This is a genomic window from Streptomyces sp. NPDC093252, assembly GCF_040683675.1.
In the GTDB taxonomy this organism is placed as follows: domain Bacteria; phylum Actinomycetota; class Actinomycetes; order Streptomycetales; family Streptomycetaceae; genus Streptomyces.
On sequence record NZ_JBFBEM010000005.1, the window covers coordinates 428,353 to 452,969 of the forward strand.

The 24,617-nt window shown below is 71.4% G+C and carries 24 protein-coding genes and 1 pseudogene; 8 read left to right on the plus strand and 17 right to left on the minus strand.

Annotated features, from left to right (window positions below; all coding sequences use genetic code 11):
• Nucleotides 1–159: 159 nt before the first annotated feature.
• A complete protein-coding gene (locus AB0O01_RS13545) occupies nt 160–363 on the plus strand; it encodes a cold-shock protein (RefSeq protein ID WP_003992177.1) in 204 nt (67 codons plus the stop codon).
• A gap of 176 nt (nt 364–539) precedes the next feature.
• Here the strand turns inward: AB0O01_RS13545 and AB0O01_RS13550 are convergent, their stop codons facing one another.
• Nucleotides 540–1,115: an XRE family transcriptional regulator gene (locus tag AB0O01_RS13550; protein ID WP_365312977.1), complete on the minus strand. Its 576-nt coding sequence runs from the start codon at nt 1,113–1,115 to the stop codon at nt 540–542.
• Nucleotides 1,116–1,198: 83 nt separating this feature from the next.
• On the opposite strand from AB0O01_RS13550, the gene AB0O01_RS13555 reads away from it, so the two are divergent.
• Nucleotides 1,199–1,906, plus strand: a complete 708-nt coding sequence (locus AB0O01_RS13555) for an AzlC family ABC transporter permease (RefSeq protein WP_365312979.1) — start codon at nt 1,199–1,201, stop codon at nt 1,904–1,906.
• Nucleotides 1,903–2,217: an AzlD domain-containing protein gene (locus AB0O01_RS13560; protein WP_365312981.1), complete on the plus strand. Its 315-nt coding sequence runs from the start codon at nt 1,903–1,905 to the stop codon at nt 2,215–2,217. Before AB0O01_RS13555 ends, AB0O01_RS13560 begins: the two co-directional genes overlap by 4 nt.
• Nucleotides 2,218–2,247: 30 nt before the next feature.
• Here the strand turns inward: AB0O01_RS13560 and AB0O01_RS13565 are convergent, their stop codons facing one another.
• Nucleotides 2,248–3,618 (minus strand): cytochrome P450, encoded by a 1,371-nt coding sequence (locus tag AB0O01_RS13565; protein ID WP_365312982.1) that lies wholly within the window; start codon nt 3,616–3,618, stop codon nt 2,248–2,250.
• Nucleotides 3,619–3,784: 166 nt separating this feature from the next.
• Between AB0O01_RS13565 and AB0O01_RS13570 the strand changes: the two genes are divergently transcribed.
• Nucleotides 3,785–5,830 (plus strand): hypothetical protein, encoded by a 2,046-nt coding sequence (locus AB0O01_RS13570; protein WP_365312983.1) that lies wholly within the window; start codon nt 3,785–3,787, stop codon nt 5,828–5,830.
• Nucleotides 5,831–6,174: 344 nt separating this feature from the next.
• Here the strand turns inward: AB0O01_RS13570 and AB0O01_RS13575 are convergent, their stop codons facing one another.
• Complete coding sequence (locus AB0O01_RS13575; RefSeq protein WP_365312985.1) at nt 6,175–6,579, minus strand: hypothetical protein; 405 nt, start codon at nt 6,577–6,579, stop codon at nt 6,175–6,177.
• A 58-nt stretch (nt 6,580–6,637) separates the two neighbouring features.
• Between AB0O01_RS13575 and AB0O01_RS13580 the strand changes: the two genes are divergently transcribed.
• Nucleotides 6,638–6,988, plus strand: coding sequence for a DUF397 domain-containing protein (locus AB0O01_RS13580; protein ID WP_365312987.1), 351 nt, complete (start codon nt 6,638–6,640; stop codon nt 6,986–6,988).
• Here AB0O01_RS13580 and AB0O01_RS13585 read toward each other — a convergent pair.
• Nucleotides 6,975–7,868 (minus strand): LysR family transcriptional regulator, encoded by an 894-nt coding sequence (locus tag AB0O01_RS13585; RefSeq protein ID WP_365312989.1) that lies wholly within the window; start codon nt 7,866–7,868, stop codon nt 6,975–6,977. The two genes, AB0O01_RS13580 and AB0O01_RS13585, sit on opposite strands and share 14 nt — an antisense overlap.
• 275 nt (nt 7,869–8,143) lie before the next feature.
• Between AB0O01_RS13585 and AB0O01_RS13590 the strand changes: the two genes are divergently transcribed.
• The gene (locus AB0O01_RS13590; protein WP_365313149.1) at nt 8,144–8,647 is read left to right on the plus strand and encodes a DUF6817 domain-containing protein; all 504 of its coding nucleotides are present in this window, start codon (nt 8,144–8,146) and stop codon (nt 8,645–8,647) included.
• On the opposite strand, the gene AB0O01_RS13595 is transcribed toward AB0O01_RS13590, so the two are convergent.
• The 10 genes and pseudogenes from AB0O01_RS13595 to AB0O01_RS13640 form a co-directional block, all read right to left on the minus strand.
• Nucleotides 8,580–10,700, minus strand: a complete 2,121-nt coding sequence (locus tag AB0O01_RS13595; RefSeq protein ID WP_365312991.1) for a tetratricopeptide repeat protein — start codon at nt 10,698–10,700, stop codon at nt 8,580–8,582. The genes AB0O01_RS13590 and AB0O01_RS13595 overlap by 68 nt on opposite strands.
• A 55-nt stretch (nt 10,701–10,755) precedes the next feature.
• Nucleotides 10,756–11,157, minus strand: a complete 402-nt coding sequence (locus AB0O01_RS13600) for a hypothetical protein (RefSeq protein WP_365312992.1) — start codon at nt 11,155–11,157, stop codon at nt 10,756–10,758.
• Between the two features lie 79 nt (nt 11,158–11,236).
• On the minus strand, nt 11,237–13,216 hold the full coding sequence (locus AB0O01_RS13605) for an AMP-dependent synthetase/ligase (RefSeq protein ID WP_365312993.1): 1,980 nt from the start codon (nt 13,214–13,216) through the stop codon (nt 11,237–11,239).
• 566 nt (nt 13,217–13,782) lie between these two features.
• Nucleotides 13,783–14,613 carry a TetR/AcrR family transcriptional regulator gene (locus AB0O01_RS13610; protein WP_365312994.1) on the minus strand — a complete coding sequence of 277 codons (831 nt, stop codon included), beginning with the start codon at nt 14,611–14,613 and terminating at the stop codon, nt 13,783–13,785.
• Between the two features lie 211 nt (nt 14,614–14,824).
• Nucleotides 14,825–16,126, minus strand: coding sequence for a dicarboxylate/amino acid:cation symporter (locus AB0O01_RS13615; RefSeq protein ID WP_365313151.1), 1,302 nt, complete (start codon nt 16,124–16,126; stop codon nt 14,825–14,827).
• A 461-nt stretch (nt 16,127–16,587) separates the two neighbouring features.
• Nucleotides 16,588–16,881, minus strand: a pseudogene (locus AB0O01_RS13620) (DUF4229 domain-containing protein); the annotation flags it as partial.
• A 208-nt stretch (nt 16,882–17,089) separates the two neighbouring features.
• Nucleotides 17,090–17,692 carry a GNAT family N-acetyltransferase gene (locus AB0O01_RS13625; RefSeq protein WP_365312995.1) on the minus strand — a complete coding sequence of 201 codons (603 nt, stop codon included), beginning with the start codon at nt 17,690–17,692 and terminating at the stop codon, nt 17,090–17,092.
• Between the two features lie 16 nt (nt 17,693–17,708).
• Complete coding sequence (locus AB0O01_RS13630) at nt 17,709–18,680, minus strand: aminofutalosine synthase MqnE (RefSeq protein WP_365312996.1); 972 nt, start codon at nt 18,678–18,680, stop codon at nt 17,709–17,711.
• A 54-nt stretch (nt 18,681–18,734) separates the two neighbouring features.
• Nucleotides 18,735–19,190, minus strand: coding sequence for an Lrp/AsnC family transcriptional regulator (locus AB0O01_RS13635; RefSeq protein ID WP_279550938.1), 456 nt, complete (start codon nt 19,188–19,190; stop codon nt 18,735–18,737).
• 116 nt (nt 19,191–19,306) lie between these two features.
• Nucleotides 19,307–19,999: a UbiX family flavin prenyltransferase gene (locus tag AB0O01_RS13640; RefSeq protein ID WP_365312997.1), complete on the minus strand. Its 693-nt coding sequence runs from the start codon at nt 19,997–19,999 to the stop codon at nt 19,307–19,309.
• A gap of 417 nt (nt 20,000–20,416) precedes the next feature.
• Between AB0O01_RS13640 and AB0O01_RS13645 the strand changes: the two genes are divergently transcribed.
• Entirely contained in the window at nt 20,417–20,962 is a 546-nt protein-coding gene (locus AB0O01_RS13645; protein WP_365313152.1) for a rhomboid family intramembrane serine protease, read from the plus strand.
• Here the strand turns inward: AB0O01_RS13645 and AB0O01_RS13650 are convergent.
• The 3 genes from AB0O01_RS13650 to AB0O01_RS13660 all read right to left on the minus strand — a co-directional run bounded on the left by AB0O01_RS13650 (nt 20,953) and on the right by AB0O01_RS13660 (nt 24,103).
• Nucleotides 20,953–21,528 (minus strand): Uma2 family endonuclease, encoded by a 576-nt coding sequence (locus AB0O01_RS13650; RefSeq protein WP_365312998.1) that lies wholly within the window; start codon nt 21,526–21,528, stop codon nt 20,953–20,955. The two genes, AB0O01_RS13645 and AB0O01_RS13650, sit on opposite strands and share 10 nt — an antisense overlap.
• A 45-nt stretch (nt 21,529–21,573) precedes the next feature.
• Nucleotides 21,574–22,494 carry a menaquinone biosynthesis prenyltransferase MqnP gene (mqnP, locus tag AB0O01_RS13655; RefSeq protein WP_365313000.1) on the minus strand — a complete coding sequence of 307 codons (921 nt, stop codon included), beginning with the start codon at nt 22,492–22,494 and terminating at the stop codon, nt 21,574–21,576.
• A 151-nt stretch (nt 22,495–22,645) separates the two neighbouring features.
• Nucleotides 22,646–24,103: a menaquinone biosynthesis decarboxylase gene (locus AB0O01_RS13660; RefSeq protein ID WP_365313002.1), complete on the minus strand. Its 1,458-nt coding sequence runs from the start codon at nt 24,101–24,103 to the stop codon at nt 22,646–22,648.
• A gap of 89 nt (nt 24,104–24,192) precedes the next feature.
• Here AB0O01_RS13660 and AB0O01_RS13665 point away from each other — a divergent pair, with 89 nt between their 5' ends.
• Nucleotides 24,193–24,615, plus strand: a complete 423-nt coding sequence (locus tag AB0O01_RS13665; protein WP_365313003.1) for a PLDc N-terminal domain-containing protein — start codon at nt 24,193–24,195, stop codon at nt 24,613–24,615.
• The last annotated feature ends 2 nt before the right edge of the window (nt 24,616–24,617 follow it).

Sequence of the window (24,617 nt, forward strand, 5' to 3'; positions counted from 1 at the left end):
CGCCGCAAGTTGCAGTTTGGTTTCCCTTGCAGTACAGAGCCTGCGGAGCATGTGACCGCGGGCTCTCGTCGTTCTTGGACTTATGGCAGTTGTGCAGAAACACATCTTCACACTTGCTGGTTCTGGAGCAGGGCAACCCTTTGGGCCCAAGGAGGGCTTATGGCTACCGGAACCGTGAAGTGGTTCAACGCCGAAAAGGGCTTTGGATTCATCGCCCAGGAAGGCGGCGGCCCCGACGTCTTCGTCCACTACTCCGCGATCAACGCGAGCGGCTTCCGCTCCCTTGAGGAGAACCAGCAGGTGTCCTTCGACGTCACCCAGGGCCCGAAGGGCCCCCAGGCGGAGAACGTCACCCCGGTCTGAACCGGTCTGACTGGTCTGATCTCTCTCGGATCAAGGATCGATTAGCAGTACCCAAGGAGCCCCACGCCGCAAGGCGAGCGGGGCTCCTGCCCTTTTCCCGGCCGGGCCGGGACGGCCCGCCGCACCGGGTGGGCCGGGGTCGGGTGAATTCTTTGCGAATTCCCTCCGGGCCCCGCTCAAACATGCTGCATGACCAGGACGAACTTCGTCCCCGGCACCAGCGCCCGGTACGAATGGGCGATATCTCCCCGATAGGTCATGTAGTCCCCGGCGCCGAGTTCTTCCTCCGCGCCGCGCGGCCCCGCTTTCACCCGTCCGGCCGCCACCACGAGGTGTTCCACGGTCCCCGGAATGTGCGGCTCCGACTCATGGGCGGGCCCGGGTTCGATCTGGACGTCGTACAGATCGCGGCGGGCGCCGGGCGGGCTGGCCGAGAGCAGCGCGGCCGAGTAGCCGCCGAGCTGGCCGGAGCGGGTCGCGGGCCCCTGCCCCGCCCGGATCACCCGGACGGCCGGAACGGGCGGCTCCACCAGCGCGCTGAACGGCACCCCGAGGGCCACGGCCAGCGCCCAGATCGTCTCCATGCTCGGATTCCCGCTCGCCGCCTCCAACTGGCTGAGCGTGGACTTGGCGATCCCGGCGCGTTTCGCCAGCTCGGAGAGGGACAGCCCGACGCGGGTGCGCTCCCGGCGCAGGGCGGCGGCGAGCCAGTCGAGGGGGAGGCGGGGTGGGGGTGCGGTGTCGTCGTCCATGGGCGGGCCGTCCATTCCGTTCGCTCTGCCGGTCTCTTCGTTCGCCTTGACGAACAGAGTCTCTGCTGTTCATTGTAGAGAACATGCGTTCGCTACTTCGAACACCCTCAGTGCTCCTCCGTGTCGCCCCCGGGGACCTCGTCCGGGATGCCTCGCTGGTCTGGCTGGCCAGCGGGGTCGTCGGGGTGTCCTTCGGGGCGATCTCGGTGGCGGGCGGGCTGCCGGTGTGGGTGCCGGTGGTGCTGTCGCTGGTGGTGTACGCGGGATCGGCGCAGTTCAGCGCGGTCGGCGTGCTGCTGGCGGGCGGGGGTCCGCTGGCCGCCGCCGCGACCGGCCTGCTCCTCAACACCCGTACGGTCGCCTTCGGGCTGGCGGTGGCGGATGTGCTGGGCCGGGGCCGGGTGGCCCGGTTCCTCGGGGCGCATCTGGTGACCGACGAGACGGTGGCCTTCGCCCTCGCCCAGGAGGACCCGGCCCGGCGCCGGGCCGCGTTCTGGATCTCCGGGCTGGGCCTGTTCGCGGTCTGGAACCTCGGGGTCCTGGGCGGCGCCCTGGCGGGTGGCGCGCTGGGCGACACGGCCCGCTTCGGCCTGGACGCGGCCTTCCCCGCGGTGCTGGTGGCCCTCGTCCTGCCGACCCTGCGCAAGGACCCGGCGGTCCGCAGGGCCGCGCTGGCCGGGGCGGCGGTGGCGCTGGCGGTGACCCCCCTGGTCCCGGCCGGCCTGCCGGTCCTCCTGGCCCTGGCGGGCCTCGCCCTGCACGGACGACGGGAAGCGGCGGTGCGCGCATGAACGCGACGGTGGCGATGATCCTGGCGCTGGCGGTGGGCACGTATGCCTTCCGGCTGGTCGGACCGGTCCTGCACGGCCGCGTGGAACTGCCCGAGCGGCTGCGGGAACTGCTGGCGGCCGGGGCGGTGGTGCTCCTGGTGGCCCTGCTGGCGGCCGGGGCCCTGACCGAGGACGCCGGTTTCGCCGGGTGGGCGCGCCCGGCGGGGGTGCTGGCGGGGGGTGTGCTGGCGTGGCGGGGGGCGCCGTTCGTGGTGGTGGTGCTGGGGGCGGCGGGGGTGACGGGGGTGCTGCGGTGGGTGGGGGTGGCGTGATCTGTACAGGCGTCCCGGGGCTGGCGGGGTTCAGACGCGGGCGCGTGGGGTGGGGATCATCCGCAGGCCGTCGGGGCGCAGGACGAGGCCGCGGGGGGAGGTGCGCAGCCGCATGCCGGGGGCCGGTCTGAGGGTCCAGCGGGACGCGATGGTGGCCAGGGCGAGGGTCGCCTCCATGGTGGCGAAGGTGTCGCCGATGCATTTGCGGGCGCCGAGGGCGAAGGGGACGAAGGAGCCGGAGGGCGGGGTGCCGCCGGGCCCCTGACCGGCCCAGCGGTCGGGGTCGAAGCGGTCCGGGTCGGGGAAGTCGTCGTCGCGGTGGTGGGCGAGGTACTGGCTGTAGAGGAGCGTGCTGCCCTCGGGGAGCCGGTAGGGGCCGAGCAGGGTGTCCCGGGCGGTGACGCGGGTGAAGATCCAGCCGGGCGGGCGGACGCGCAGGGTCTCGGTGATGACGCGCCGGGCGGTCTCCAGTCGGGGCAGATCGTCATGGGTCGCGGCGGCGCCGCCGAGAACCCGGTCCGCCTCTTCCTGCACCTGCTTTTCCACCTCGGGGTGCCGGGCGGTGAAATACACGGCCCATGCGGCGAGCGCCGCACTGGTCTCCGCTCCGGCGAAGAAATACGTGATGATCGTGTCGGCGAGTTCCTCGTCCGAGAGGCGGGCGCTTTCCGCGTCCGCGCCCGGGTCCTGCGCGCCGACCAAAGTGGAGAGAAGATCTCCATAATCCCGTCCGGTGTCCCGGTGATGGGCGATGGTTCGCAGAGCGGTGTGCCGCAGATGGGTGCGGGCCTTCTCGAATCCGCGGTTTCCCAGGAGCGGCAGCTTCGCGAGCGCGGGCGGCATGAACATCCGCCGGAAGACGCCCCGGGATATACCCAGCACATCGTGCACCATCCGGGTCTGCTCGGCCGCCGGGAGCGGGGTGCCGAGAAACATCGTGCCGATGAGGATGCGCACCGCGGTCTCCTCCAGCGCGGTGAGTACATCGACGCTCCGGCCCGCCTCCCAGGACGCCGTCAGGGCGTCGAGGTGGGCCGTCATGCGGGTGGCGTAGGCGGGCATCCGGGCCTGGTGGAAGGCGGACTGGTTGAGCCGCCGCTGTCTGCGGTGACGGGCGTGCGGGCAGGTGGCGACACCATCGCCGAGGGCCTCCCGGGCCCGGTCGATGAGGGGGCCGCCCTTGTCGAACGTGCGGTCGTCCAGGAGGAGCTGGCGGGTCAGCCGGGGACTGCACACGACATAGGCCGGCCAGGGCCCGAGCCGCACCTCGACCAGTTCACCGGCGGCGGGGAGAGAACGGAGGAAGGACAGGGGGTTCCGCATCAGATGCGGGGTGTGTCCGAGCAATGGAAAACCCCCCGGAACGCGCGGGGGGTGGAGGGATGATTCAGCGGCTCTCATGATTCCTCCGGCGGTGGTCGTTGGACCATAAGCACCTCGCTGAAACCTGTCAATGCCCCTTGCAACCCGCACTGTTGGGCTCGTAACTTCTGCCCTTCGCAGCCGCCGCCCGGCAATCCACGGGCGGCGGCTGTGCCTGGTCGCGGAATTACGGGAGTGGGAGCATATGGCGCTCAAGGATGAACAGCGGGAGCTGGAGGGAATACTGCGGGGCTGGTTCGGCGATGCGATGATGAATTCCCTGCCGGTCGATGAGATACCCGCCTGGTTCGCCGCTTCTTCGTTTCCCGGATGGGGATATGCGGAAGCGGTCGTGGATTCGGGGGAATTCACCGCCCCGACGGGCAATTTCGACTCCGGGGTGAGACCGGTGGATCTCGGGATCTTCTCCCTGGAGGACCGGGATCACCGGGCGGCCCTGGCCTGGATCGCCGGACTCTTCGAGGAGATGGCGCACGAAACACCGGGGGTGGGGGTGCCCTCGGGGGCGGGGGTGGTGCATTCGTCCGGCGATCACCTGCGGGAGCCGGAGAGATTCTTCTGCGAGTCGGACTGCGACGGGGCACGGACGGTCCCGGAACCGGACGAGGGAGCGCGGGACTTCCACCTCTCCGCGTATGCCGAGTGGAGCGCGCTCTTTGCGGCGTGCGGACCGGGGGAAGGGCGGCATGACGGCGACTGGGAGAGTATCGGCTCACTGCGCGGAAAACTGAGGTCGCCGTGGTCGCGGAAAGCAGGGGAGGAGTGCGCGCGGGTCTTCGGGAGATACACGGCGGCCTTCCGGCGGGCGGCGGCGAACACCTCGGCCCCATTCGCCGACCGGGTGCACCTGATCCTGACCTGGACGGGCATCGTGATGTCCTACCGGGTGACGCTGGCGGAGCTGGGCCGTAGGGAGAGAGTCGCAGCTCAGCAGGGGTATCCGGACGGAGTCGAGGGGTCGCCGAGCCGGGCGGCCCGCGCAGCCGAAGGGGACCTCCCCACGCTCCCGCCGACACCCAAGGTGGACCCCCGGACGACCCATGGAGATCTCCGCGCCATAGGCGCCGACAGCTACCGCAGCATTCCCGGACTGCTGCTGGGATGGTGGAACGTGGTCGGGCGGGACGGAATGCCCGAGGCGGAACAGCGGGCGCGTTTCTACCTCTGTCTCACCTCGATGGCGGACTACGGGGACTCCTACGGCCGGCTGGGCCTCGGCGGAAGTCTGGACATCCCCGAGAATCTGCGTTTCCCGACGGTCGGGCACGCGGCCTGGCGGCATTCGGTCGCCAATCACGGGATCCGCTTCCAGCGGGACATGGACGCCATCGCCGGACAGGCCCCGTACCGGATCGCGGATACCCCGTTCACCGGCTGGCTCTCCGGCTATCCTCCAGGACTTCGGGTCGCCGCGATGGTGGCCATGGGATATTCCAATTACGGGGTCTGGGCGTTTCCGGCGCCCCGGAGTCTGCCGGAAATGCTGTACGGCGCCTGGAACATGATGCTGGCGGTCCTGGTGCCGTCCTTCACCGATATCGACGCCGAGGCAGCCGCCTACGAGACCGGGACCCTGTGCCGGGCGCTCACGGCGTCCGCCACCGGCCGACTGGTGGGACGTATGCACGAATTCCTGCCACTGAGGCCGGAAAACGATGACATCGCGGACCGGATGCTGCTGTCCGGGATGGCCTACTGCTGGTGGGGCGAGCGCGGAAACGTTTACGCCCGGGTGATGCGGTTCGGCGCGCGGCTACGGGGTGAGCCGGTCCCGGACGAGCCCGCGCCGGGCGACTGGGACCGGGTGCAGTCGGCCGCCGCGCGGGGGGCGCGCGCCGCGCGGGGGGTTGGTGAGGGTCGTGGGGTTCGTGAAGACCTTGGGGTTCGGGTTTTGGGGGTTCGTAGGGGTCTTGGTGCTGACAGGGTCTGTGGGTGCGCCGAGCGCCTGGAGGGCGAGTTGGCCCATGTACTGCACGGCCTGGACCGTGACTCCGTGGGCGCCGGGACACTCGCTGAGGCCCTGGAGAAGGAGGTGAGCCTCTGGCACCGGGTCCCGGAGCTGCACAGGGCGATGACCAGCAACTCGCCCAACACGCGGGTGGCGATACGGCGGTTGATGCGGGCCGTGATGGCACCGGGCGCGGCCCATGACGTGATGCTGGAGGCGTTTCGGGTGGGGTGGGTGATGTGCGGGGCGGGCAGCGCTCAGCGCACGGGCGACCAGGTGTGAGCGCCGGGCTCCTTGAGGGAGCGCCTTCGGCACGGGGTGCGGCGACCCGGGGCCGACCGCCGCCGGGGGTGGCGGTCGGCTCGGGGACTACCAGCGCATGTCAGACGGCGGGCTGGCCGCTGCCGGGGCAGGTTTCACGGCTGCCCGACGCCTGGTGCATGGCGGTCGGCTGACCGGGCTCAGCGCTGCCGTACGCACCGCAGACAGGGCATGCGGCAGAGCACTGTCCTGGATCGAAGTGGTTGGGGTTGGCATGCGTGCATCCCATATCAAGCTCCTCACACCGTTGGGTGGTGCTGACAGGTGGTGCTGTGCGACCTCCCCCACAGGACCGGAGAAGGAACCTAGAGCTTCCGCATGTACGCGCGCGAGCCGTTGTGGAAGTACACCGTGAGCCCCTGACGCCCCGGGCGCTCCCCCTCCCGTACCGACCACCGCTCGATGCGGGCGATCTCCGGGGACTCCGCCCGGCCGATCGCTGCGGCGAGGACGCCCTCGGCGTTGTCACCCGGCTTGGCCTCGGCCCATTCGGCCAGAGGCCCCTCCCCAGGCTGATCCTCATGATCATGGCGTTCGCCGTCGGCGAGTTGACCGACGATCTGCCAGAGGGACTCGTCGCCTTGTGTGATGACGGCCACACCACACGGATGCTTGGTGTCGCCGGCATCCGCCAGGGTCTGGACCTGGGTCGCTCCCGGCGTGTTCTTGAGTACATCAAGGACGAAGGCTTGGAACCGTCGGGAACGCATGGGCATCAAAATCCTCTCTGGGCGGGCCGTGCAAGTCTAGGAGCCCTCACTCCCAGACATGCCGGTGGCCGCCACCCGGCTCCTTCAGGGACACCTCCGCCTACACCGTCTTGCCGATCCGCCGGTCCACTCTCCCCCACGCCAGGCCCAGCAGGGGACGGTGATCAGGCCCCGTCCATTCTCGGCCCGGGTCGGTGACGAACCGGAGCCTTGCGCTCGCCCCTCGGATCGCTCACCTCGACACGCAGGATCTCGGTCGAGGCACGGCGACGGCGAGGGCGGCGAGTGCGTAGAAATCTCCACCCGCCCCCACACCATCCACATCCGCAACTCCAAGAACCCCACCGACCCCCAGCTCACCCTCTCCACTGACGCCTGGGACCGGTTCCTGGGGCTCACGGGACGCTGACCGTTTCCGCGAATGCCCTCGCCAGGGGGGACAGCGCCGACCAGCGGCGTACCGCCCAACCAACCGTCAGCGGGGGCAACTCGGGGAGGGGAACCAGCCGCAGGTCCCCGGAGGGCACCGCGTCCGTGCCATTGATGTGCAAGCGGGGCAGGGCGGGAACCACCGCCCTGCCCAAGCCCAGCTCCGCCAGCAGCAGTGCCGTGTCCCAGTCCGTCACGCTGGTGTCGAAGGCGAACCGTACGCCCAACTGCGCGCATCCGGCGTCGAGTTGTGCGGCCGAGGTCGAGTTCGGGGGGAGGCGGATCAGGCGCAGGTCGGCCAGTTCCCGGACCCGGGCGTGGGGGCGGTCGGCGAGAGGGTCGTCGGCGCGTACGGCCAGGACCCACGGCAGATCCACCACCGCCCGTTGCTCTATGCCCCGCACCGGCGGTCCCAGCGTCACCCACGCCAGGTCCAGTTCGCTGTCCGTGAGGGCGTCGAAGCAGGCCCGGCTGGAGGGCTCCGTACGGAATTCGAGGCTGGCCTCGGGATAGCGCTGGCGAAAGGCCACCACCGCGTCCGCCATGAAGTGCCGGACGGTTGTCGCACCCGTGGCCACCCGGACCGAGCCTGTTTCGCCGTCGGCCAGTTCGCGGAGATTGCGCAGGGCCAGATCCAGGCCGGCCAGCCCCTCGGACGCCGCCGTTTCGAGAATCTGCCCGGCCCGCGTCGGGACGACCCCGCGCGGCTGGCGCTCCAGCAGGCTCACCCCCGTCTCCCGCTCCAGGCGTTTGACATGCTGGCTCACCGCCGACTGCGTCACCCCGAACTGCCGCGCCACCGCGCTCAGACTGCCCGCGCGGCACACCGCGACGAAGATACGCAGATCCTCAAGAGTCATAACTCCAAGCTAACACTTGGGTGTTGCGAGAAATTCTTAGGATTGACTTGGCGGAGTGGCCATTGGGACGATCGATCACCGGGGAGCCGGCCGCGCTCCCCAGGGCGGCAACCCGCTGTCCGTTCCTCGTGCCCCGGGTCCGGACCGGGGCCGATCGCGGAGCGGGTGCCGACCCCACGACGAGCCGCGTCGGAAAGGGGACAACCGTGCCCTCCGTACAGCCGCGCAAAGGGACGACCGCACCGCCGCCGTCCACCCACACCCGCGCCGCGACCCTGCTGCGGCATCTCGGCGCGGAATCGATTCCGCATCCCGGCGGGACGCTGTACGCGCATCTCGACCGGGTGCATCTGAGGCTGGCGAGATGGCAGGCGCGGCCCGCGCTGCAACTGGCCGGGTTCTGCCACGCGCTGTACGGGACGGACGGTTTCCCGAAGGCACTGCTGCCACTGGACCGGCGGGGCGCGATCGCCGCCGCGATCGGGGCGGAGGCGGAGGCGCTGGTGTATCTGTACGCGAGCTGCGATCGGGGGGCGACGTATCCGGGGCTGCCGGAGGGGCCGTTCCATGACCGGTTCACGGGGGTGGTGCGGATGCCTCCGGCGGGGCGGCTGAGGGACTTCGCCGAGCTGACGGCCGCGAACGAACTGGACCTCGCGGAGCGGGACGAGGAGTTCCGGGCACGGTACGGGCGGGAGCTGCTGGCGCTGTTCAGCCGGATGCGTCCGCTGCTGGGGGATGCGGCCTGGGGGGATTGCCGGGCGGTTCTTCGGGGATAGGGGCGGTGGCGCGGAACTTGGCGAGTACGGCTCGGGCGCGGGACGTGTCGGGGTGGTCGGCTCCGAGGATCCGCGCGTACTCGGTCAGTACCTGCTCGTTGAGCGCGAGCGCCTCCGGCATCCGTCCGGCGTCCCGGTAGGAGACCGAGAGATTGTGACGGGCGTGGAGGGTGTCGGGGTGATCGGCACCCAGGAGCCGCTCCCGGTCCGCCAACACCCGCTCACTCAGATCCAGCGCTTCCTCGACCCGCCCGGCGTCACCGAGGGCGATGGCGAGATTGTGGCGGGCGCTGAGAGTGTCGGCGTGGTCGACACCCAGGAGCCGCTCCCGGTCCGCCAACACCCGCTCACTCAGATCCAGCGCTTCCTCGACCCGCCCGGCATCCCTGTAGGAGACGGCGAGATTGTGGCGGGCGGTGAGGGTGTCGGGGTGACCGACGCCGAAGAGCCGCTCCCAATGTCCCAACACCCGCTCACGAATGGGCAGGGCGTCCTGATTCCGCCCGGCATCGTTGTACGAGACGGCGAGATTGTGCAGGCCGAGGAGTGTGTGGAGGTGTTCCGGGCCATAGATCTCCGTGCTCACGCGGACGGCCGTCTCGTCGTTCTCCACCGCCTGGTCGTACAGACCGGCTTGGGTGAGGCTACGGCTGACCCGGAAGACGCAGGAGTGGACCTCGGGCCGCCAGAGCGCCGGGCGGGTGGTCTCTTCGAGGTGGATCGCGTTCGCGCGGAGCAGTGCGGCTGCTTCCCGCTCCTTGTGCTCATGCCGGGGCCACAAGCCCATGATCGCGTCGGCGGCGACGCGCGCCGCCGTGGACAGGGCCTCCGGCGCCATCGACTCCCGTACCGCCCGCGCGGTCAGCGCGTGCATCCGGATCGGCGCCCCCGCCGTGTCCTGGGCTATCAGGGCGTAGATCCGCAGCCGCTCCAGGACGTCCCGCACCTCCGCCTCCGTGACCGCCGGGCGGTACTTGCGGAAGCGGCGGCGCCGGGGTGGGCGGACGGTGCCCAGGTGGTCCCGCGCCTCCAGCGTGGTCCAGGCGTCGGCGGGGTGGCCGAGGGGGTCCATCAGGGCGGCCAGGTGGAGGAGGGGACGGGCCAGGCCGCTGGGGTCGGTCTCCTCGATCGCGTCCAGGGAGAGGAGGAGGGAGACGGTGACCGGGCGGCCGTACCCCTCCGTGTCCGCGCTCGGCGGGAGCAGGTCGCCCAGCCGGTTTCCGGTGTTCTCCAGGAGGGCGAGGTAGTCGGCCATCACGACCCGCTTGTTGATCAGATACGCGGCGGCATGCCCCAGGGCCAGCGGCAGGTACCCCAGCGCCCGCGCCAGCTCGACCGCCCGGCCCGGGTCGTGGAGATGGCCGTGGCCCGCGTCCGCCAGCCTGCGGTGGAAGTAGGCCCGCGCCTCCCCGTCCGAGTACAGGCCCAGTCTGATCAACGCGCGCCCCGCCCCGCTGAGTTCCGCGTCGTCCCGTCGGCTCGTCGCCACCACCCAGCCGCGTCCCGCCCCGCTGTCCGGCCACCAGTCCCGGACGTCCGCCGGGTCGTCGATGTCGTCCAGCACCACCAGCCAGCGGCGCCCGGTCGCGGCCAGCCAGCGCAGCAGGAGGCGGGCGGCGCTGTCGTCGTCGTCCGGGGACAGGCCCGGGAGCTGCAACCGCCCCGCCGCCTGCGCGTACGCGCTGATCACCTGGTCCGTGCTGGTCGCGCGGACCCACACCAGCACATCCAGGCCGGTCCCTTCGCCGCGCTCCGCGTCCCGGGACTCACGGGCCAGGGAGGCCGCCAACTGGCTCTTGCCCACCCCACCGGGGCCGGACAGCACCACGTCCGCGCCCCTGCCCCGCGCCGCGTCGGCCTTCTTCCGGACCGCCGTCCTCGGCTGGAACGCCGCCGCCCTGCGCGGTACGTCCCCGACCCACACCGGCCACTCCACCGAGGGGCCCGGCTCCGGGGCCGGATGCAGGTGCAGGTCCCCGGCCACCTGTGTCACGTCCCGGCCCGCCCGCGCCCCTTGACGCGCCCGCCGCTCCCCCGAGCCCTCCACCGCCATCAGCCGCCCCACTCCCCCATCACCATCACCATCACCGTCATCACCATCGTCACCGTCAGCCCCGGTCCCCGCCGACCTGGTCGATGTCGCCGGAGCCGTTCGAGCGGGCGCGCTGGCGGATGTCCGTGGGCCCACTGGAACCCGTACTCCCGGAACCCGTACTCCCGGACGTCCCCGCGCTCCCGCCCGTCTGCCGGATCCGGCCGCCGCCGCGCGCCGACTGCCGTACCCGGCGCACCCGGCGCACCCGGCGCACTCCCGGGCCGCCCGTCGCCTGTGACGCCCACCAGCCGAGCGCGGCCAGCGTCCCCGCCGCGGCCACCCCGGCCACGGGGCCGATCACGTCCCAGGGGTCGTCACCCCCCTCCACCAGCACCGCCCACGGCACGGCCACCACCGCGAACGCCGCCGCCGATCCCACCACCGCCACCAGCCACCGCACCACAGCAGCCGTCATCGCCAACCCCCCGAGCGCGTCAGCCTGTCGGACCGTCCATGCTGGCACGCCCGCCCCGGCCCGCGCCCCGCGAATCCGCTCACTCCCCGGCGTACATCTCCTCCACCACCGCCGAGAAGTCCCGCAGGATCTGCTCGCGGCGGACCTTCATGGTGGGGGTGAGGTGGCCGCCGGTCTCCGTGAAGTCGACCGGCAGGACCGTGAACCGGCGGATCGACTCCGGGCGGGAGACCAGCTTGTTGGCCTCGTCCACCGCGCGCTGGAGGACCGCGAGGAGTTCCTCGTCGTCCACCAGGAGTTCCGGGGGTACGGGGTGTTTGCCGTTCATGCGGCGCCAGTGGGTGATGCCGTCGGCGTCGAGGGTGATCAGGGCGGTGACGCAGGGGCGGCGGTCGCCGAGGACCAGGGCCTGGGAGATCAGGGGGTGGGTACGGAGGTAGTGCTCCAGGGGGGCCGGGACCATGTTCTTGCCGCCCGCGGTGATGATGATCTCCTTCTTGCGGCCGGTGAGGGTGAGATAGCCGTCGTCGTCCAGGCGGCCCAGATCGCCGGTCGGGAACCAGCCGTCGGGGGACGCGGGGACGACCCCGCCCGCCGCCGGGTTCCAGTAGCCCCGGAAGACCGGGCCGCCGGCCAGCAGGATCTCGCCGTCCGCCGCGATCCTGACCCGGACCCCGGGCAGGGGCCAGCCGACCGTGCCCATCCGGGGGCGGAGCGGCGGGGTGAGGGTCGCCGCGCCCGTCGACTCGGTCAGCCCGTACCCCTCGTAGATCTCCAGACCCACGCCCGCGTAGAAGGCGGAGATGTCCCGGCAGAGCGGGGAGCCGCCGCAGATCAGTTGGCGGACCCGGCCCCCGAGGGCGGCCCGGATCCTGCGGTAGACGAGAGGGTCGTAGAGGGCGCGGGCGGCGCGCAGTCCCCGCCCGGGGCCCTCGCCCGTGCCGTGCTCGGCGGACTCCAGGGCCTCGCCGTAGCGGCGGGCGACCCGGGCGGCGCGGTCGAAGGAACCGCCCCTGCCCCGGCGTTCGGCGGTGGCGCGGGCGCTGTGGAAGACCTTCTCCAGCATGTAGGGGATGGCGAGGAGGAAGGTCGGGCGGAAGGCGGCCAGGTCGGCGAGGAGGTCCTCGGACCTGAGGCTGGGCGCGTGGCCCAGGCGGACCCGGGCGCGGACGCACGCGATGGCCACCATCCGGCCGAAGACATGGGAGAGGGGGAGGAAGAGGAGGGTGGCGGGTTCGTCGTGGTGGCGGGCCTTGAAGACGGGGTAGAGGAGTTCGATCGCGTTGTCGACCTCGGTGAGGAAGTTGCCGTGGGTGAGCGCGCAGCCCCGGGGGCGACCCGTCGTACCCGAGGTGTAGACGATGGTGGCGAGGGTGTCGGGTCCCAGCACCCCGCGCCGGACGTCCACCTCCGCGTCCGGCAGCGCCCGCCCCAGCTCCGCCAGCCGCTCGACATGCCCCTTGCCGATGGTCCACAGATGCTTCAGATCGGGCAGATGCCCCAGCTCCGGGCCCAGCGCGGCGGCCTGTTCGGCGGTCTCGGTGAGCAGCGCGACCGCGCCCGAGTCCTGGAGGATCCAGCGCGTCTGGAAGACGGACGAGGTCGGATACACCGGCACACTCACCAGCCCGGCCGCCCACGCCGCGAAGTCCAGCAGCGTCCACTCGTACGACGTCCGGGACATGAGCGCGATCCGGTCCCCCGGGTTCAGCCCCTCCGCGATCAGCCCCTTGGCCACGTCCCGCACCTCGGCCGCGAACTCCGCCGCCGTGACGTCCCGCCAGCTCCCGTCCGCCGTGCGCCGGCTGAGCACCGGGTGCGCGGGCGCCTCCGAGGCGTTGTCGAACGGCAGATCGGCCAGCGAGCCGTGCGACCCGGCCGCCACCAGCGCCGGTACGGCCGCCTCCCGCACCTCCCCGTCCACCCACCGCACCTCCGGCACCACGAGCACGGGCCCGCCGTCGGGGTCGTAGTCCTCGAAGGGGAGGGGGGAGGAGGGGGAGGGGGAGGGGGAGGAAGAGGGTTCGGTTGAGGGGGAGGACGGGTGCGGGAGGGTCATGGCAGCTCCTGGGCCTGCGGTGGCAGCCGTGCGTGCGTGGTGAGCGACTACTGCGCTCTGCTGCCTGTGGTACGCGCTGGGCGTGGGGAGGCGTTCAGCGGCGGCACGGCCGCGGGTCGGCCTCCGCGCCGGACGAGTCGTGATCGTACGGCGGGGTGATGGGGAGTTGGTGCGGGTTCGGGGACTTTACGGCGGAGGTCTGCGGCTAGGCGCGTCCGCTTGGGGGTGGGGGGCGCCTCCGGCGGGGGCGGGGTAGGGGGGCGGCGAAGTCTGCGGCGGGTCCCGCCGGGGGCGGGTCGGGGGGCCGGGTGCAGGTCTGGGCGGGGATGTCCGCCCCGGGCGGGCGGGTCAGCGGGCTGGGAGGAGGTCTGGACGGGGGGCAGCCGCCCCTGGGACGGGTCAGGGGGCCGGGGACGTCCGGGCGGGACGGGTCCGCCAAGGGCGGGTGAGAGGGCCAGAGGATCCGAGCGGGACGGGTCCGCCCTGGCCGGTCAGAGGGCCAGGGAGTCCGAGCGGGGCACCCCCGCCCCCGGCCGGTCAGAGGGGACGGCGGACATCCGGGTGGGTCAGGGGTTCGGCGGAGGCGGTGTCCAGCGGTGGCCGCCCAGGAGTGCGCCCAGGCCGGTCCAGGCGAAGTTCATCAGCGAGGCCGTCGCCTGCCGGGCGGTGATCCCGGGCGTGGCGTTCGCCCAGGCCGCGAGGGACTCGGCGGCGCCGACCAGGGCCTCGGCCAGCCCGGCAAGGTCCACCTCCGGCTGCGGCTCCACCTCCGGCTGCGGCTGCGGCTCCGGCTCCGGCTCCGGCTCCGGCTCCGGCTCCGGCCCACCCTGCCCGGCGTCCGGCCGGGCATCCACCCCGTCGAACGGCCGGACATCCGCGCCCGCGCCCAGCCGGGCATCCGCGCCAACGTCCGGCCGGACATGCGCGCCCGCGTCCGGCCGGACATCCGCCCCGGCGTCCCGCACCGCGGCTGCTATCAACTGCCCGACGAACGCCACGATCTCCGCGCGCATCTCATCGACCTCGGCCGCGAACCGGTCCCCATGGGTGCGCGCCCGCAGATGCAGCACCGCCCACCCGTCGGGGTGCTCGGCGGTGTGGGTGAAGAACGCCAGCAGCCCCTCCCACAGTTGCCGGTCGGCGGGCAGACCGGCGCGCGCCCCGGCGCGCACGGCGTCGGCGAGCGCCTGGGCCTCGCGGCGGATACAGGCGGTGAAGAGGTCGTCCTTGGAGTTCAGATACAGATAGACCAACGGCTTGGACACACCCGCGAGTTCCGCGATGTCGTCCATGGAGGCCGCCATGTACCCGCGCCGCCCGAAGATCCGTACGGCGGCGTCCAGCATCTGCTGCTCACGCACCGCGCGCGGCATCCGTTTGGTCTTCACGGCACCCATGCGCCTTAGCGTACGTCCGGCCGGGGCCGGTGATGACCATGCTCCGGACGGCCCCCCACGACCCCCACGACCCGCCCGCGGCACGCCCCGGGGGCCGCCCGCGTCTCGACGAGTGAGACGACGCGGACGGCCCCTGGACCGGATTCCCGTGGGGACTGTGGGAGCTATGGGGACTGTAGGAACTGTAGGGACTGCCCAGGGGGAGGCCGGATCAGGCCGGGACGGGTACCCGCTTGTCCTCCAGCGGCGAACCGCCGCCCGCCTTGTCGTACGCGTCCCGGTCGAGGATGCCCTCGCGGGCCGAGACCAGCACCGGGACCAGCGCCTGCCCGGCCACATTGGTGGCGGTGCGGATCATGTCGAGGATCGGGTCGATGGCGAGCAGCAGACCGACGCCCTCCATCGGCAGGCCGAGGGTGGAGAGGGTGAGCGTCAGCATCACGGTCGCGCCGGTCAGTCCGGCCGTGGCGGCGGAGCCGACGACGGAGACGAACGCGATCAGCAGATAGTCGCCGACGCCGAGCTGGACGTCGAAGATCTGGGCGACGAAGATCGCGGCGATGGCCGGGTAGATCGCGGCGCAGCCGTCCATCTTGGTGGTGGCACCGAACGGCACCGCGAAGGACGCGTACTCCTTCGGCACCCCGAGCCGCTCGGTGACCCGCTGGGTGACCGGCATGGTGCCGACCGAGGAGCGGGAGACGAAGGCGAGCTGGATCGCCGGCCAGGCACCCTTGAAGAACTGGAGCGGGTTCGCCTTGGCGACGGTGGCGAGCAGCACCGGGTAGACGAGGAAGAGGACGATCGCGCAGCCGATGTAGATGTCGGCGGTGAAGGTGGCGTACTTGCCGATCAGGTCCCAGCCGTAGGTGGCGATGGCGTTGCCGATCAGACCGACCGTGCCGAGCGGGGCGAGCCGGATGACCCACCACAGGGCCTTCTGGAGCAGTTCGAGGACCGACTCGCTGAGGGTCAGGATCGGCTGGGCCTTCTCGCCGAGCTGAAGGGCGGCGATACCGGCGACGGCGGCCATGAAGACGATCTGGAGGACGTTCAGCTCGGTGAACGGGGTGATGACGTCCGTCGGGATGATCCCGGTCAGGAAGTCCAGCCAGGAGCCCCGGTTCTCGGGCGCGGCGCCGTCGGCCGGGGTCAGGCCGGTGCCCGAGCCGGGGTTGGTGACCAGGCCGATGGTGATGCCGATGGCGACCGCGATCAGCGAGGTGATCATGAACCAGAGCAGGGTGCGGGAGGCCAGCCGGGCGGCGTTGTTGACCTTTCGCAGATTGGTGATGGAGACCAGGATCGCGAAGAAGACGAGCGGGGCGACGGCCAGCTTCAGCAGGCCGATGAAGATGCCGCCGATCTTGTCGAGCGTGGTCACCAGCCAGGAGACATCGGCGGACCTGGCGATCCAGCCGAGCGCCACGCCCAGCAGGAGACCGATGATGATCTGCGCCCAGAAGGGCACTCTTATGGGCAGCTTGAGGGACTTCGTGTCAGACACGGACAGGCTCCGGTGGGGGATGCGCGACGGGGACGGGGAAGTGCTGGCGCTGAACTGGCCGAAGTGGCCGAACGGGCGGGCCCGGACCGGGGACTGGTCCAGGGAACGTCCGGGAGAACGTTGTCAGTGACGACAGCTTGCGGAGGCGCACCGGCAGAGGTCCACATGCAGGCGCTCGACGAGCGGAACGCTCGGAGGCATGGCGGACTCGGCTGCGGACTTCATGTCTAGACCGTAACACCCAGGCTTTGAGATCCTCAAAGCCTTTCTTTGAGAGGTACAACACGCCCTATACCCCGCCAAAGCAAAGCACCCCGGGGCGAACCGGGGTGCGGGGGTGAAGGTGCGGGGCGCGCTTACGAGGTCTGCGCCTGGCCCGTCGTGTGGCCCTGCGACTGCGCGCGGCTCCGGGTCTGGGACTGGGCCGAGGGCTGGGCCTGCGCCTGCACCTGCGCCTGCTCCTGGTGCTGTGCCTGCGCGGCGCGGGCGGCGTCGTCGGCGTCGTCCTCCTGGGTGCGGTTGGCGTCCAGGTTGGCCTTCATCCGGTCGACCCGGCCGACGATCCCGACCGAGGCGACGTCCCGCTGCTTGCGCAGCGCCACAAAGCTGATGGGGGCCGAGATCACCAGCGCGAGCAGGACGATCCACATGCCGTTGGACTCCCCGAGCCCGCGCGGCGCGATCCCGGAGTAGACGAGGCCCCAGACGGCCAGCAGGCAGGCCACGAAGATCCCGAGGCGCATCAGCGTGTAGCGGAGCATCTCAATCCACTCTTCCGTTTCCTGCGTTTCCGCGTCGCCGTGTTTCGGTGATCGTGTTCGGCGATCGTGTTCCGGTGATCGTATTCGGCCGTCGTGATCAGTCGCCGCGTTCAGTCGTCGCGTTCACCGGGGGGACACCGTCCAGTGAAGCACGCCGTTACGGCCGGTCGCGGAGGGGGGTCAGTAGGGGGGGCCGTACGGGGTCTGGTCACAGGGGCAGCAGCATGACGATGTCGTCGCGGTCGTCGCCCGGCGCCACCCGGATCGCCCCGGGTATGCGGCCGACCTCCTTGTAGCCGCAGGAACCGTAGAACCGCTCCAGGCCGTGGCCGCCGCGGCAGCCCAGCCGGATCGCCTCGACGCCGTCGAACCCGGGGGCCCCGCGCGCCACGCGGGCGGCCTCGGCGAGCAGTTCGCGACCGTGGCCGCGGCCCTGGTGGCGGGGGTGGACCATCACCGTGTACAGCCACACCCAGTGGGTCATCAGCCGGTGGGTGTTGAAGGCGAAGAAGGCGGTGGCGGCGACCCGGCCGTCCTCGTCGTGGCCGACGAGGAGACGGGTGCGGCCGTCGGCCATCGCCGTGAAGTGCTTGAGCAGTTCGGGGCGGATCGTCTCGCGGTCCACCGGGGGCACGAAGCCGACGGCCCCGCCCGCGTGGGTGACATCGACCCAGAGGTCGAGGATGCCGTCGCGCAGGGCGGGGTCGACGGCAGGGTCGAGGGTGAAGGCCAGGGCCCCGGAGTCACCGGAGTCACCGGAGTCACCTGTGTCACCTGTGTCACCTGTGTCACCGGACGTGGACGTGGACATGGACACGGGCATCGCGTCAGATCCGCATCGGCTGCGGGGCCTCCCGGCGGGCCGGGTCGGGGCCTTCGTGCTCCTGGACGGTCCCGTAGCGGGCGTCCCGCCGGACCGGGCGGAATCCGGCGTCCCGGATCAGCGCGACCAGGTCGTCCCGGGTGAGGTCCGCCTCGGTGAGCGAGCCGTCCAGGTCGTCGGCGCCGTGCTGGAGGGCGAGCTGCGCGGTCTGGAGGCCGTACGCCGTCCACAGGGCCCTCAGGTGCGGGACGTTGTCGAGCAGGAGCCGGGCGACGGCGAAGGTCTTGAGCGCCTCCAGCGGGGTGACCGCGGGGCCCTGCGGGCGGGGCAGCGGGACGAGGACCTGGAAGCCGCCGGTCTCGTCCTGGAGAGCGCGCAGTTGGAGCAGATGGTCGACGCCGTCCGGGCCGTGGCCCACGACGGCCGGCGTCAGGAGGCCCTTGGCGTGGGCGAGGCGGTGGACGCGGGACAGGCCGGGCCAGTCGTCGCCGGACTCGGCAAAGCCGGTCTCGGTGGCGCCCGTGGAGCCGGTGGTGAGGGCGCCGAGTCCGGCGTCGATCAGTTCGTCCAGGACGGCGGAGGCGTCCCGCCCGGCGAGGGTCTCCAGGGTCAGGATGTCCCCGGCGGTGAAGATCTGGAGCGACACGCCGGGCAGGGCGTCCCGGAGCGCCCGCATCGCGCGCGGGTACGCCTCCCAGGGCAGCCCGTCCCGGACTCCGGCGGTCAGCCGCAGCTCGGTCAGGCCCTCGTCCGCGAGGTCCCCGGCGAGCGCCACAGCGTCCTCGACCGGCGTGTCGATGTGCCGTCCGGCGACGAAGTGCCCGGCCGTGCCGTTGACGCGGGTGCGGACCCCGTGGGCGAGACCGCCGAGCCAGGCCAGGTCGTCCGCCGCGTGGAGCGCGTGGCCGTCCTCGCGCGTCAGCCGCTCACCGGAACGGACCTTCTCCTCCAGCTCGCGCTTGACCCCGACCTCCATGCACCTGCCCTTTCTCTCCGGCAACCCGACCCGCCCCACCGTACGCCTGCGGTCTCAGACCTCTTCGGGCAACTCCCCGACCCGGTTCTCCCACTTGGTGGAGAGCACGATGGTGGTCCGGGTGCGGGAGACGCCCTTGGTGCCGGACAGCCGCCGGATGATCTTCTCCAGGCCGTCCACGTCGGTGGCGCGGACCTTGAGCATGAACGAGTCGTCCCCGGCGATGAACCAGCAGTCCTCGATCTCCTGGAGGTCCTTGAGCCGCCGGGCCACGTCCTCGTGGTCGGCGGCGTCGGACAGCGAGATGCCGATGAGCGCAATCACGCCGAGCCCGAGCGAGGCGGCGTCCACGGTGGCCCGGTAGCCGGTGATGACACCGGCCGCCTCCAGCCGGTTGATCCGGTCGGTGACACTCGGCCCCGACAGTCCGACGAGACGGCCCAGCTCGGCGTACGAGGCCCGGCCGTTCTCCCTCAGGGCCTGGATGAGCTGCCTGTCCACGGCGTCCATGCGATAGAAGCCTTCCACTGAAGTACCGAAGTAGGGGTGTTCGTGCGTGCTGGAGAGGTCTGTTGGAGCCTTGGGGCTTTGGAGCCTTGGGGCTCCGGGGCCTTGGGGGCGGGCGGTCAGCCGGTGGCGGGGGCGGCCGATCCGCCGCCGAGTTCGCCGGTCCAGCGCCGGTAGAGGGAGTGGGGGACCCCGGCGGCGTCCAGGACCCGTCCGGCGACGAAGTCCACCAGGTCCTGGATATGGGTGGCGCCCGCGTAGAAGGCGGGCGAGGTGGGGACGACGGCCGCCCCCGCGTCGTCCAGTGTGACCAGATGCCGCAGGGTCTGCCCGTTCAGCGGGGTCTCCCGGACGGCGACGACCAGGGGGCGGCGCTCCTTGAGGGTGACGCTCGCGGCACGCTGGAGCAGATCCTTGGACAGCCCGAGGGCGACCCCGGCGACACAGGCCGTGGAGGCGGGCACGATGACCATCCCTTGCGTGGCGTACGACCCCGAGGACGGCCCGGCGGCCAGGTCACCGGCGTTCCAGTAGCGGACGCCGCCGAGGTCCGGGGCGAAGGTGCCGGGCTTGCCGTCGGCACCCCGGGAGAGCCATTCACGCAGGTCGTCCTGCCAGTGGGCGTCCCGAAAGGGGAGGCCGGTCTCGTCGAGGAGGGTGAGCCGGGAGGCGCGGGAGACGACCAGGTCGACCCGCTCCCCCGCCGCGAGGAGGGCACGGAGCACAGCGGCGGCGTAAGGAGTGCCGGAAGCCCCGGAGACCCCCACGATCCAAGGCGGACGGGGCGTCTCTCCTGGCTTGACTGGGTTCACACCTCCGAGCCTATCCGGCCCGAGGGGGTGCGAATATCCGGCCCGGCGGGGAAGGGAGGATCCGGCGGGGGCCGACGCCAGCCATTCGCCCTGGCCGGGCGGGAGCCACGGGGCACGGCGGGGCGGGAGCCACGGGGCCGGGCACGGCAGGGCGGGAGCCACCGGGCACGGCAGGGCGCGGGAGCCACCGGGCACGGCGGGGCGGGAGCGATCCGCCCCGGTGGGCCGGGAACCGGGGATGGGGTCCGAGGCGTTCCTTGGAGGGACAAACCAGTCGCGGGGGGTGTCATGGCGAACTATCACGGATCGGGCCACTACGGATCGGGCCACCACGGATCGGCTCCGGGACCGGGCCGGGCCCGTCAGCCGGGCGGGCGGCGGGGCGGAGGCGCCCGCGCGTGGGCGGCGGCCAAGCTGATGCTGGGCTTCGTGGCGCTGCTGTGGCTGCTGGAGGTGGTCGATGTCCTCACCGGCCATGAGCTGGACGGCTTCGGGATCGTGCCGCGCACCCCGTCCGAGCTGATCGATGTGATCCCGGCGTCCTTCATCCACTTCGGCTTCGGCCACCTGATGGCGAACACGGTCCCGCTGCTGGTCCTGGGCTTCCTGGCCGCGCTGGGCGGGATACGCCGGTTCCTGCTGGTGTGCGCGCTGATCGTCGTGGCCGACGGGGTGGGGGTCTGGCTGGTCGCCCCGTCCGGCACCAACACGGCCGGGGCGTCCGGCCTGATCTTCGGCCTCTTCGGCTATCTGCTGGTCACCGGCTTCGTGGAGCGCCGCCCGCTGGGCATCCTGGTCGGCGTCCTGGTCGCCGCGGTCTACGGCGGCACCTTCCTGGCGGGCCTGGCCCCGACCCAGACCGGCATCAGTTGGCAGGGGCATCTGATCGGGCTGATAGCGGGGGTCGCGGCGGCGTTCCTGGTGCGGGGGCGGAGACCGGTCGGGGGTGCGGTTCAGGCCTGAGGCCGGGCCTTGGGGTCGATCGGCAGCCGACCGGTGTCGATCCTGAGCTTCCCCAGCGGGGAATCGACGGTCAGCTCAGGCCCGTAGACGATGGTGTCCCGGCCGCGATAACCCTTCGGACCGGGGTTCCACAGGGTGACCACATGCCCCTTGAGCGGATCGAAGATCAGATAGTTGGGGATACCGCGCGAGGCATAGCGCTGGGCCTTGATCTCGTAGTCGCGGCGGACGCTCTCCGGGGACACCACCTCGGCGACGAGTTCGATGAGATCCGCCGGATAGGCCCCCTGGTTCGCGTCCTCCTCAGCGGCGGGAATGACGGCCAAGTCCGGGCAGAACTCATTGACGTCGTCAAACGGAAACGCCACATCGCTGACCACGGACCACTCCGCAGAGAGCTGGTCCTCAAGAAGTCCCCACACACGCTGGATGGTCTTACCGTGGAACGGCTTGACCGGATTCATCACAATGCAGCCCTCGACGATCTCCATCACATAGCCGGGAAAAATGTCCCCCAGCTTGCTGAGCTGTGAGTGCAGGCGGTCAAGGTCCGAGGTGACGGTCACGGTGGCCTCCTGAGGTCCTGCCCCTCATCGTAGGCCGCACGCTCCTTACACGGTCAGCCCCCGCACCAGCAGATCCAGCAGCGCGCACACGAACAGCGCGATGCCGATGAAGCCGTTGACGCTGAAGAAGGCGCGGTTCAGCCGGGACAGGTCATGGGGGCGCACGATGGAGTGCTCGTAGACGAACGCCCCGGCGACGATCAGCAGGCCCAGCCAGAAGAACGCCCCGGCGTCGGTGGCGAGCGCGTACCAGGCGAACAGGGCCGTGGTCAGGGCGTGGCAGACGCGGGCCGCCCAGATCGCGGCCGGGATGCCGAAGCGGGCGGGGACGGACATGACCCCGACCTCGCGGTCCGTCTCGACGTCCTGGCAGGCGTAGATCAGATCGAATCCGCCGATCCAGATGCCGACGGCCAGGCCCAGGATGACCGCGTCCCAGGACCAGGTGCCGCTGATCGCCAGCCAGCCGCCGATCGGGCCCATGGCCTGGGCGAGGCCGAGGATGGCCTGGGGGAAGTTCGTGAAGCGCTTGCCGTAGGGGTACACCACCATCGGGACGACCGCGATGGGGGCGAGGGCCAGGCACAGCGGGTTGAGCAGCGCCGCCGCGCCCAGGAAGACCACCAGGGCGATCAGGGCGCCGGTCCAGGCGTGCCGGACCGACATCGCGCCGGTGACCAGTTCGCGGTGGGCGGTGCGCGGGTTCCGGGCGTCGATCTCGCGGTCGATGATCCGGTTGACGGCCATCGCGAAGGTGCGCAGGCCCACCATGCAGACGGTGACCAGGAGCAGCCGGCCCCAGTGGATGTTCCGGTCCCAGTCGTACATCGCGGTGAGCGCGGCGATGTAGGCGAAGGGGAGGGCGAAGACCGAGTGCTCGATCATCACCAGCCGGAGGAACGCCTTGGTGCGTCCGGGGCGTCCGGGGCGTCCGGGCTGCGGGATCGCGGCGGAGGCGCTGCTCACCGGGCGCACCCCGGTTCACCCGGGTGGCGGGGGGCGGGCCCCGGGGCCGTGGCGGCGGCGAGGGCGCCGGTCTCCGCGGTGCCCGTGGCCATCGGCCCCGTCGCCGTACCCGTGCCCGTACGCGTCCCCGTGGCCGTCGTCCCGGTGGCCGTCACAGTCCGTACTCCTTCCAGCGGCGGTCGACCGTCGCCGCCGTGGCCGGGTCCGACACCACCATGTCGGGCCAGCCGCCGTCCCTCGTATAGCCCTCCTCGGGCCACTTCTCCGTCGCGTCGATGCCCGCCTTGCCGCCCCAGAACTGCTGGTAGGAGGCGTGATCGAGATGGTCGACCGGGCCTTCGACGACGGACAGGTCGCGGGCGTAGTCGGTGTTGCCGAGCGCCCGCCACGCCACCTCGTGCAGATCGTGCACATCGCAGTCGCTGTCCACGATCACGATCAGCTTGGTCAGGGACATCATGTGGGCGCCCCAGATCGCGTGCATGACCTTCTGCGCGTGCTTGGGGTACTTCTTGTCGATCGAGACGATCGCGCAGTTGTGGAATCCGCCCGCCTCCGGGAGGTGGTAGTCCACGATGTCCGGCACGATGATCTTCAGGAGGGGCAGGAAAAAGCGCTCTGTAGCCCTTCCCAGCGGGCCGTCCTCCGTCGGGGGGCGGCCCACCACGATCGACTGGAGCAGCGGGCGCCTGCGCATGGTCACGCAGTCGATGGTCAGCGCGGGGAACGGTTCCTGCGGGGTGTAGAAGCCGGTGTGGTCGCCGAACGGCCCCTCCGGGAGCATCTCCCCCGGCTCCAGCCAGCCCTCCAGCACGACCTCGGCCTGCGCCGGGACCTGGAGCGGGACGGTCTTGCAGTCGACCATCTCGGTCCGCTTGCCCGCGAGGAACCCGGCGAAGAGGTACTCGTCGATGTCCCCGGGGAGGGGGGCGGTGGAGGCGTAGGTGACGGCGGGCGGGCAGCCGAAGGCGATGGCGACCGGGAGGCGCTCACCTCGGCGGGCGGCGACCTGGTAGTGGTTGCGGCTGTCCTTGTGGATCTGCCAGTGCATGCCGATCGTGCGCTTGTCGTGGCGCTGGAGGCGGTAGAGCCCGAGATTGCGGATACCGGTCTCGGGGTCCTTGGTGTGGGTCAGGCCCAGATTGAAGAACGACCCGCCGTCCTGCGGCCAGGTGAACAGCGCCGGGAGCTGCTCCAGGTCCACTTCGTCCCCGTGCAGGACGACCTCCTGCACCGGGGCGTTGTCCTGCTTCACCTTCTTCGGCGGTACGTGGGCCATCGCGCCGAGCTTCCCGAACGCCTCGCGCACCCCGACGAACCCGTGCGGCAGCTCGGGCCGCAGCAGCCCGCCGATCTTCTCGCTGATCTCGCCGTACGACTTCAGCCCCAGCGCCTTCAGCAGCCGCCGGTCGGTGCCGAACACATTCATCGCGAGGGGCATCGAGGAGCCCTTCACGTTCTCGAAGAGCAGCGCCGGACCGCCCGCCTTCTGCACCCGGTCGACGATCTCACCGACCTCCAAGTACGGGTCCACCTCGACCTTGACGCGCTTGAGGTCCCCTTCGCGCTCCAGTGCCCTGAGCAGGGAGCGAAGATCGTCGTAAGCCATGGGGTCCAGTATCCCCGAGCGGTTACCCTGGCCCCGTCACGGGGCCGGTGCGAGCCGCCCTCCCCCGCGTTCCAGGAGGCTTTCGACCCATGCTCAGGCTGCTGATGTTCCTCGTACCGCTGGCGCTGAGCATCTACGCGTTCATCGACTGCATCAGTACGAAGGACGAGGACATCCGTCATATGCCCAAGCCGCTGTGGGCGATCCTCGTGCTGCTGTTCCCGCTGGTGGGGTCGCTGTCCTGGCTGATCGCCGGGAAGAAGCGCTCCCCGGCCGCCGAGGGCTGGTCCGGCGTCCGCTCCGGCTCCGGCCGCGCCCGCTTCGTCGCCCCCGACGACAACCCCGAGTTCCTGAAGTCCCTCTCCGACGAGACGCGCCCGCCCCGCGAGGGGAAGGGGTCCGGGGAGGGCGACGCCCACGACGGGCAGAACGGCGAGAGGGACGACGAGAAGGACTCGGGGAAGGACACCGGCAGGGACTCCGGGAAGGACGAGGGTCCCAAGGGCGTATGACG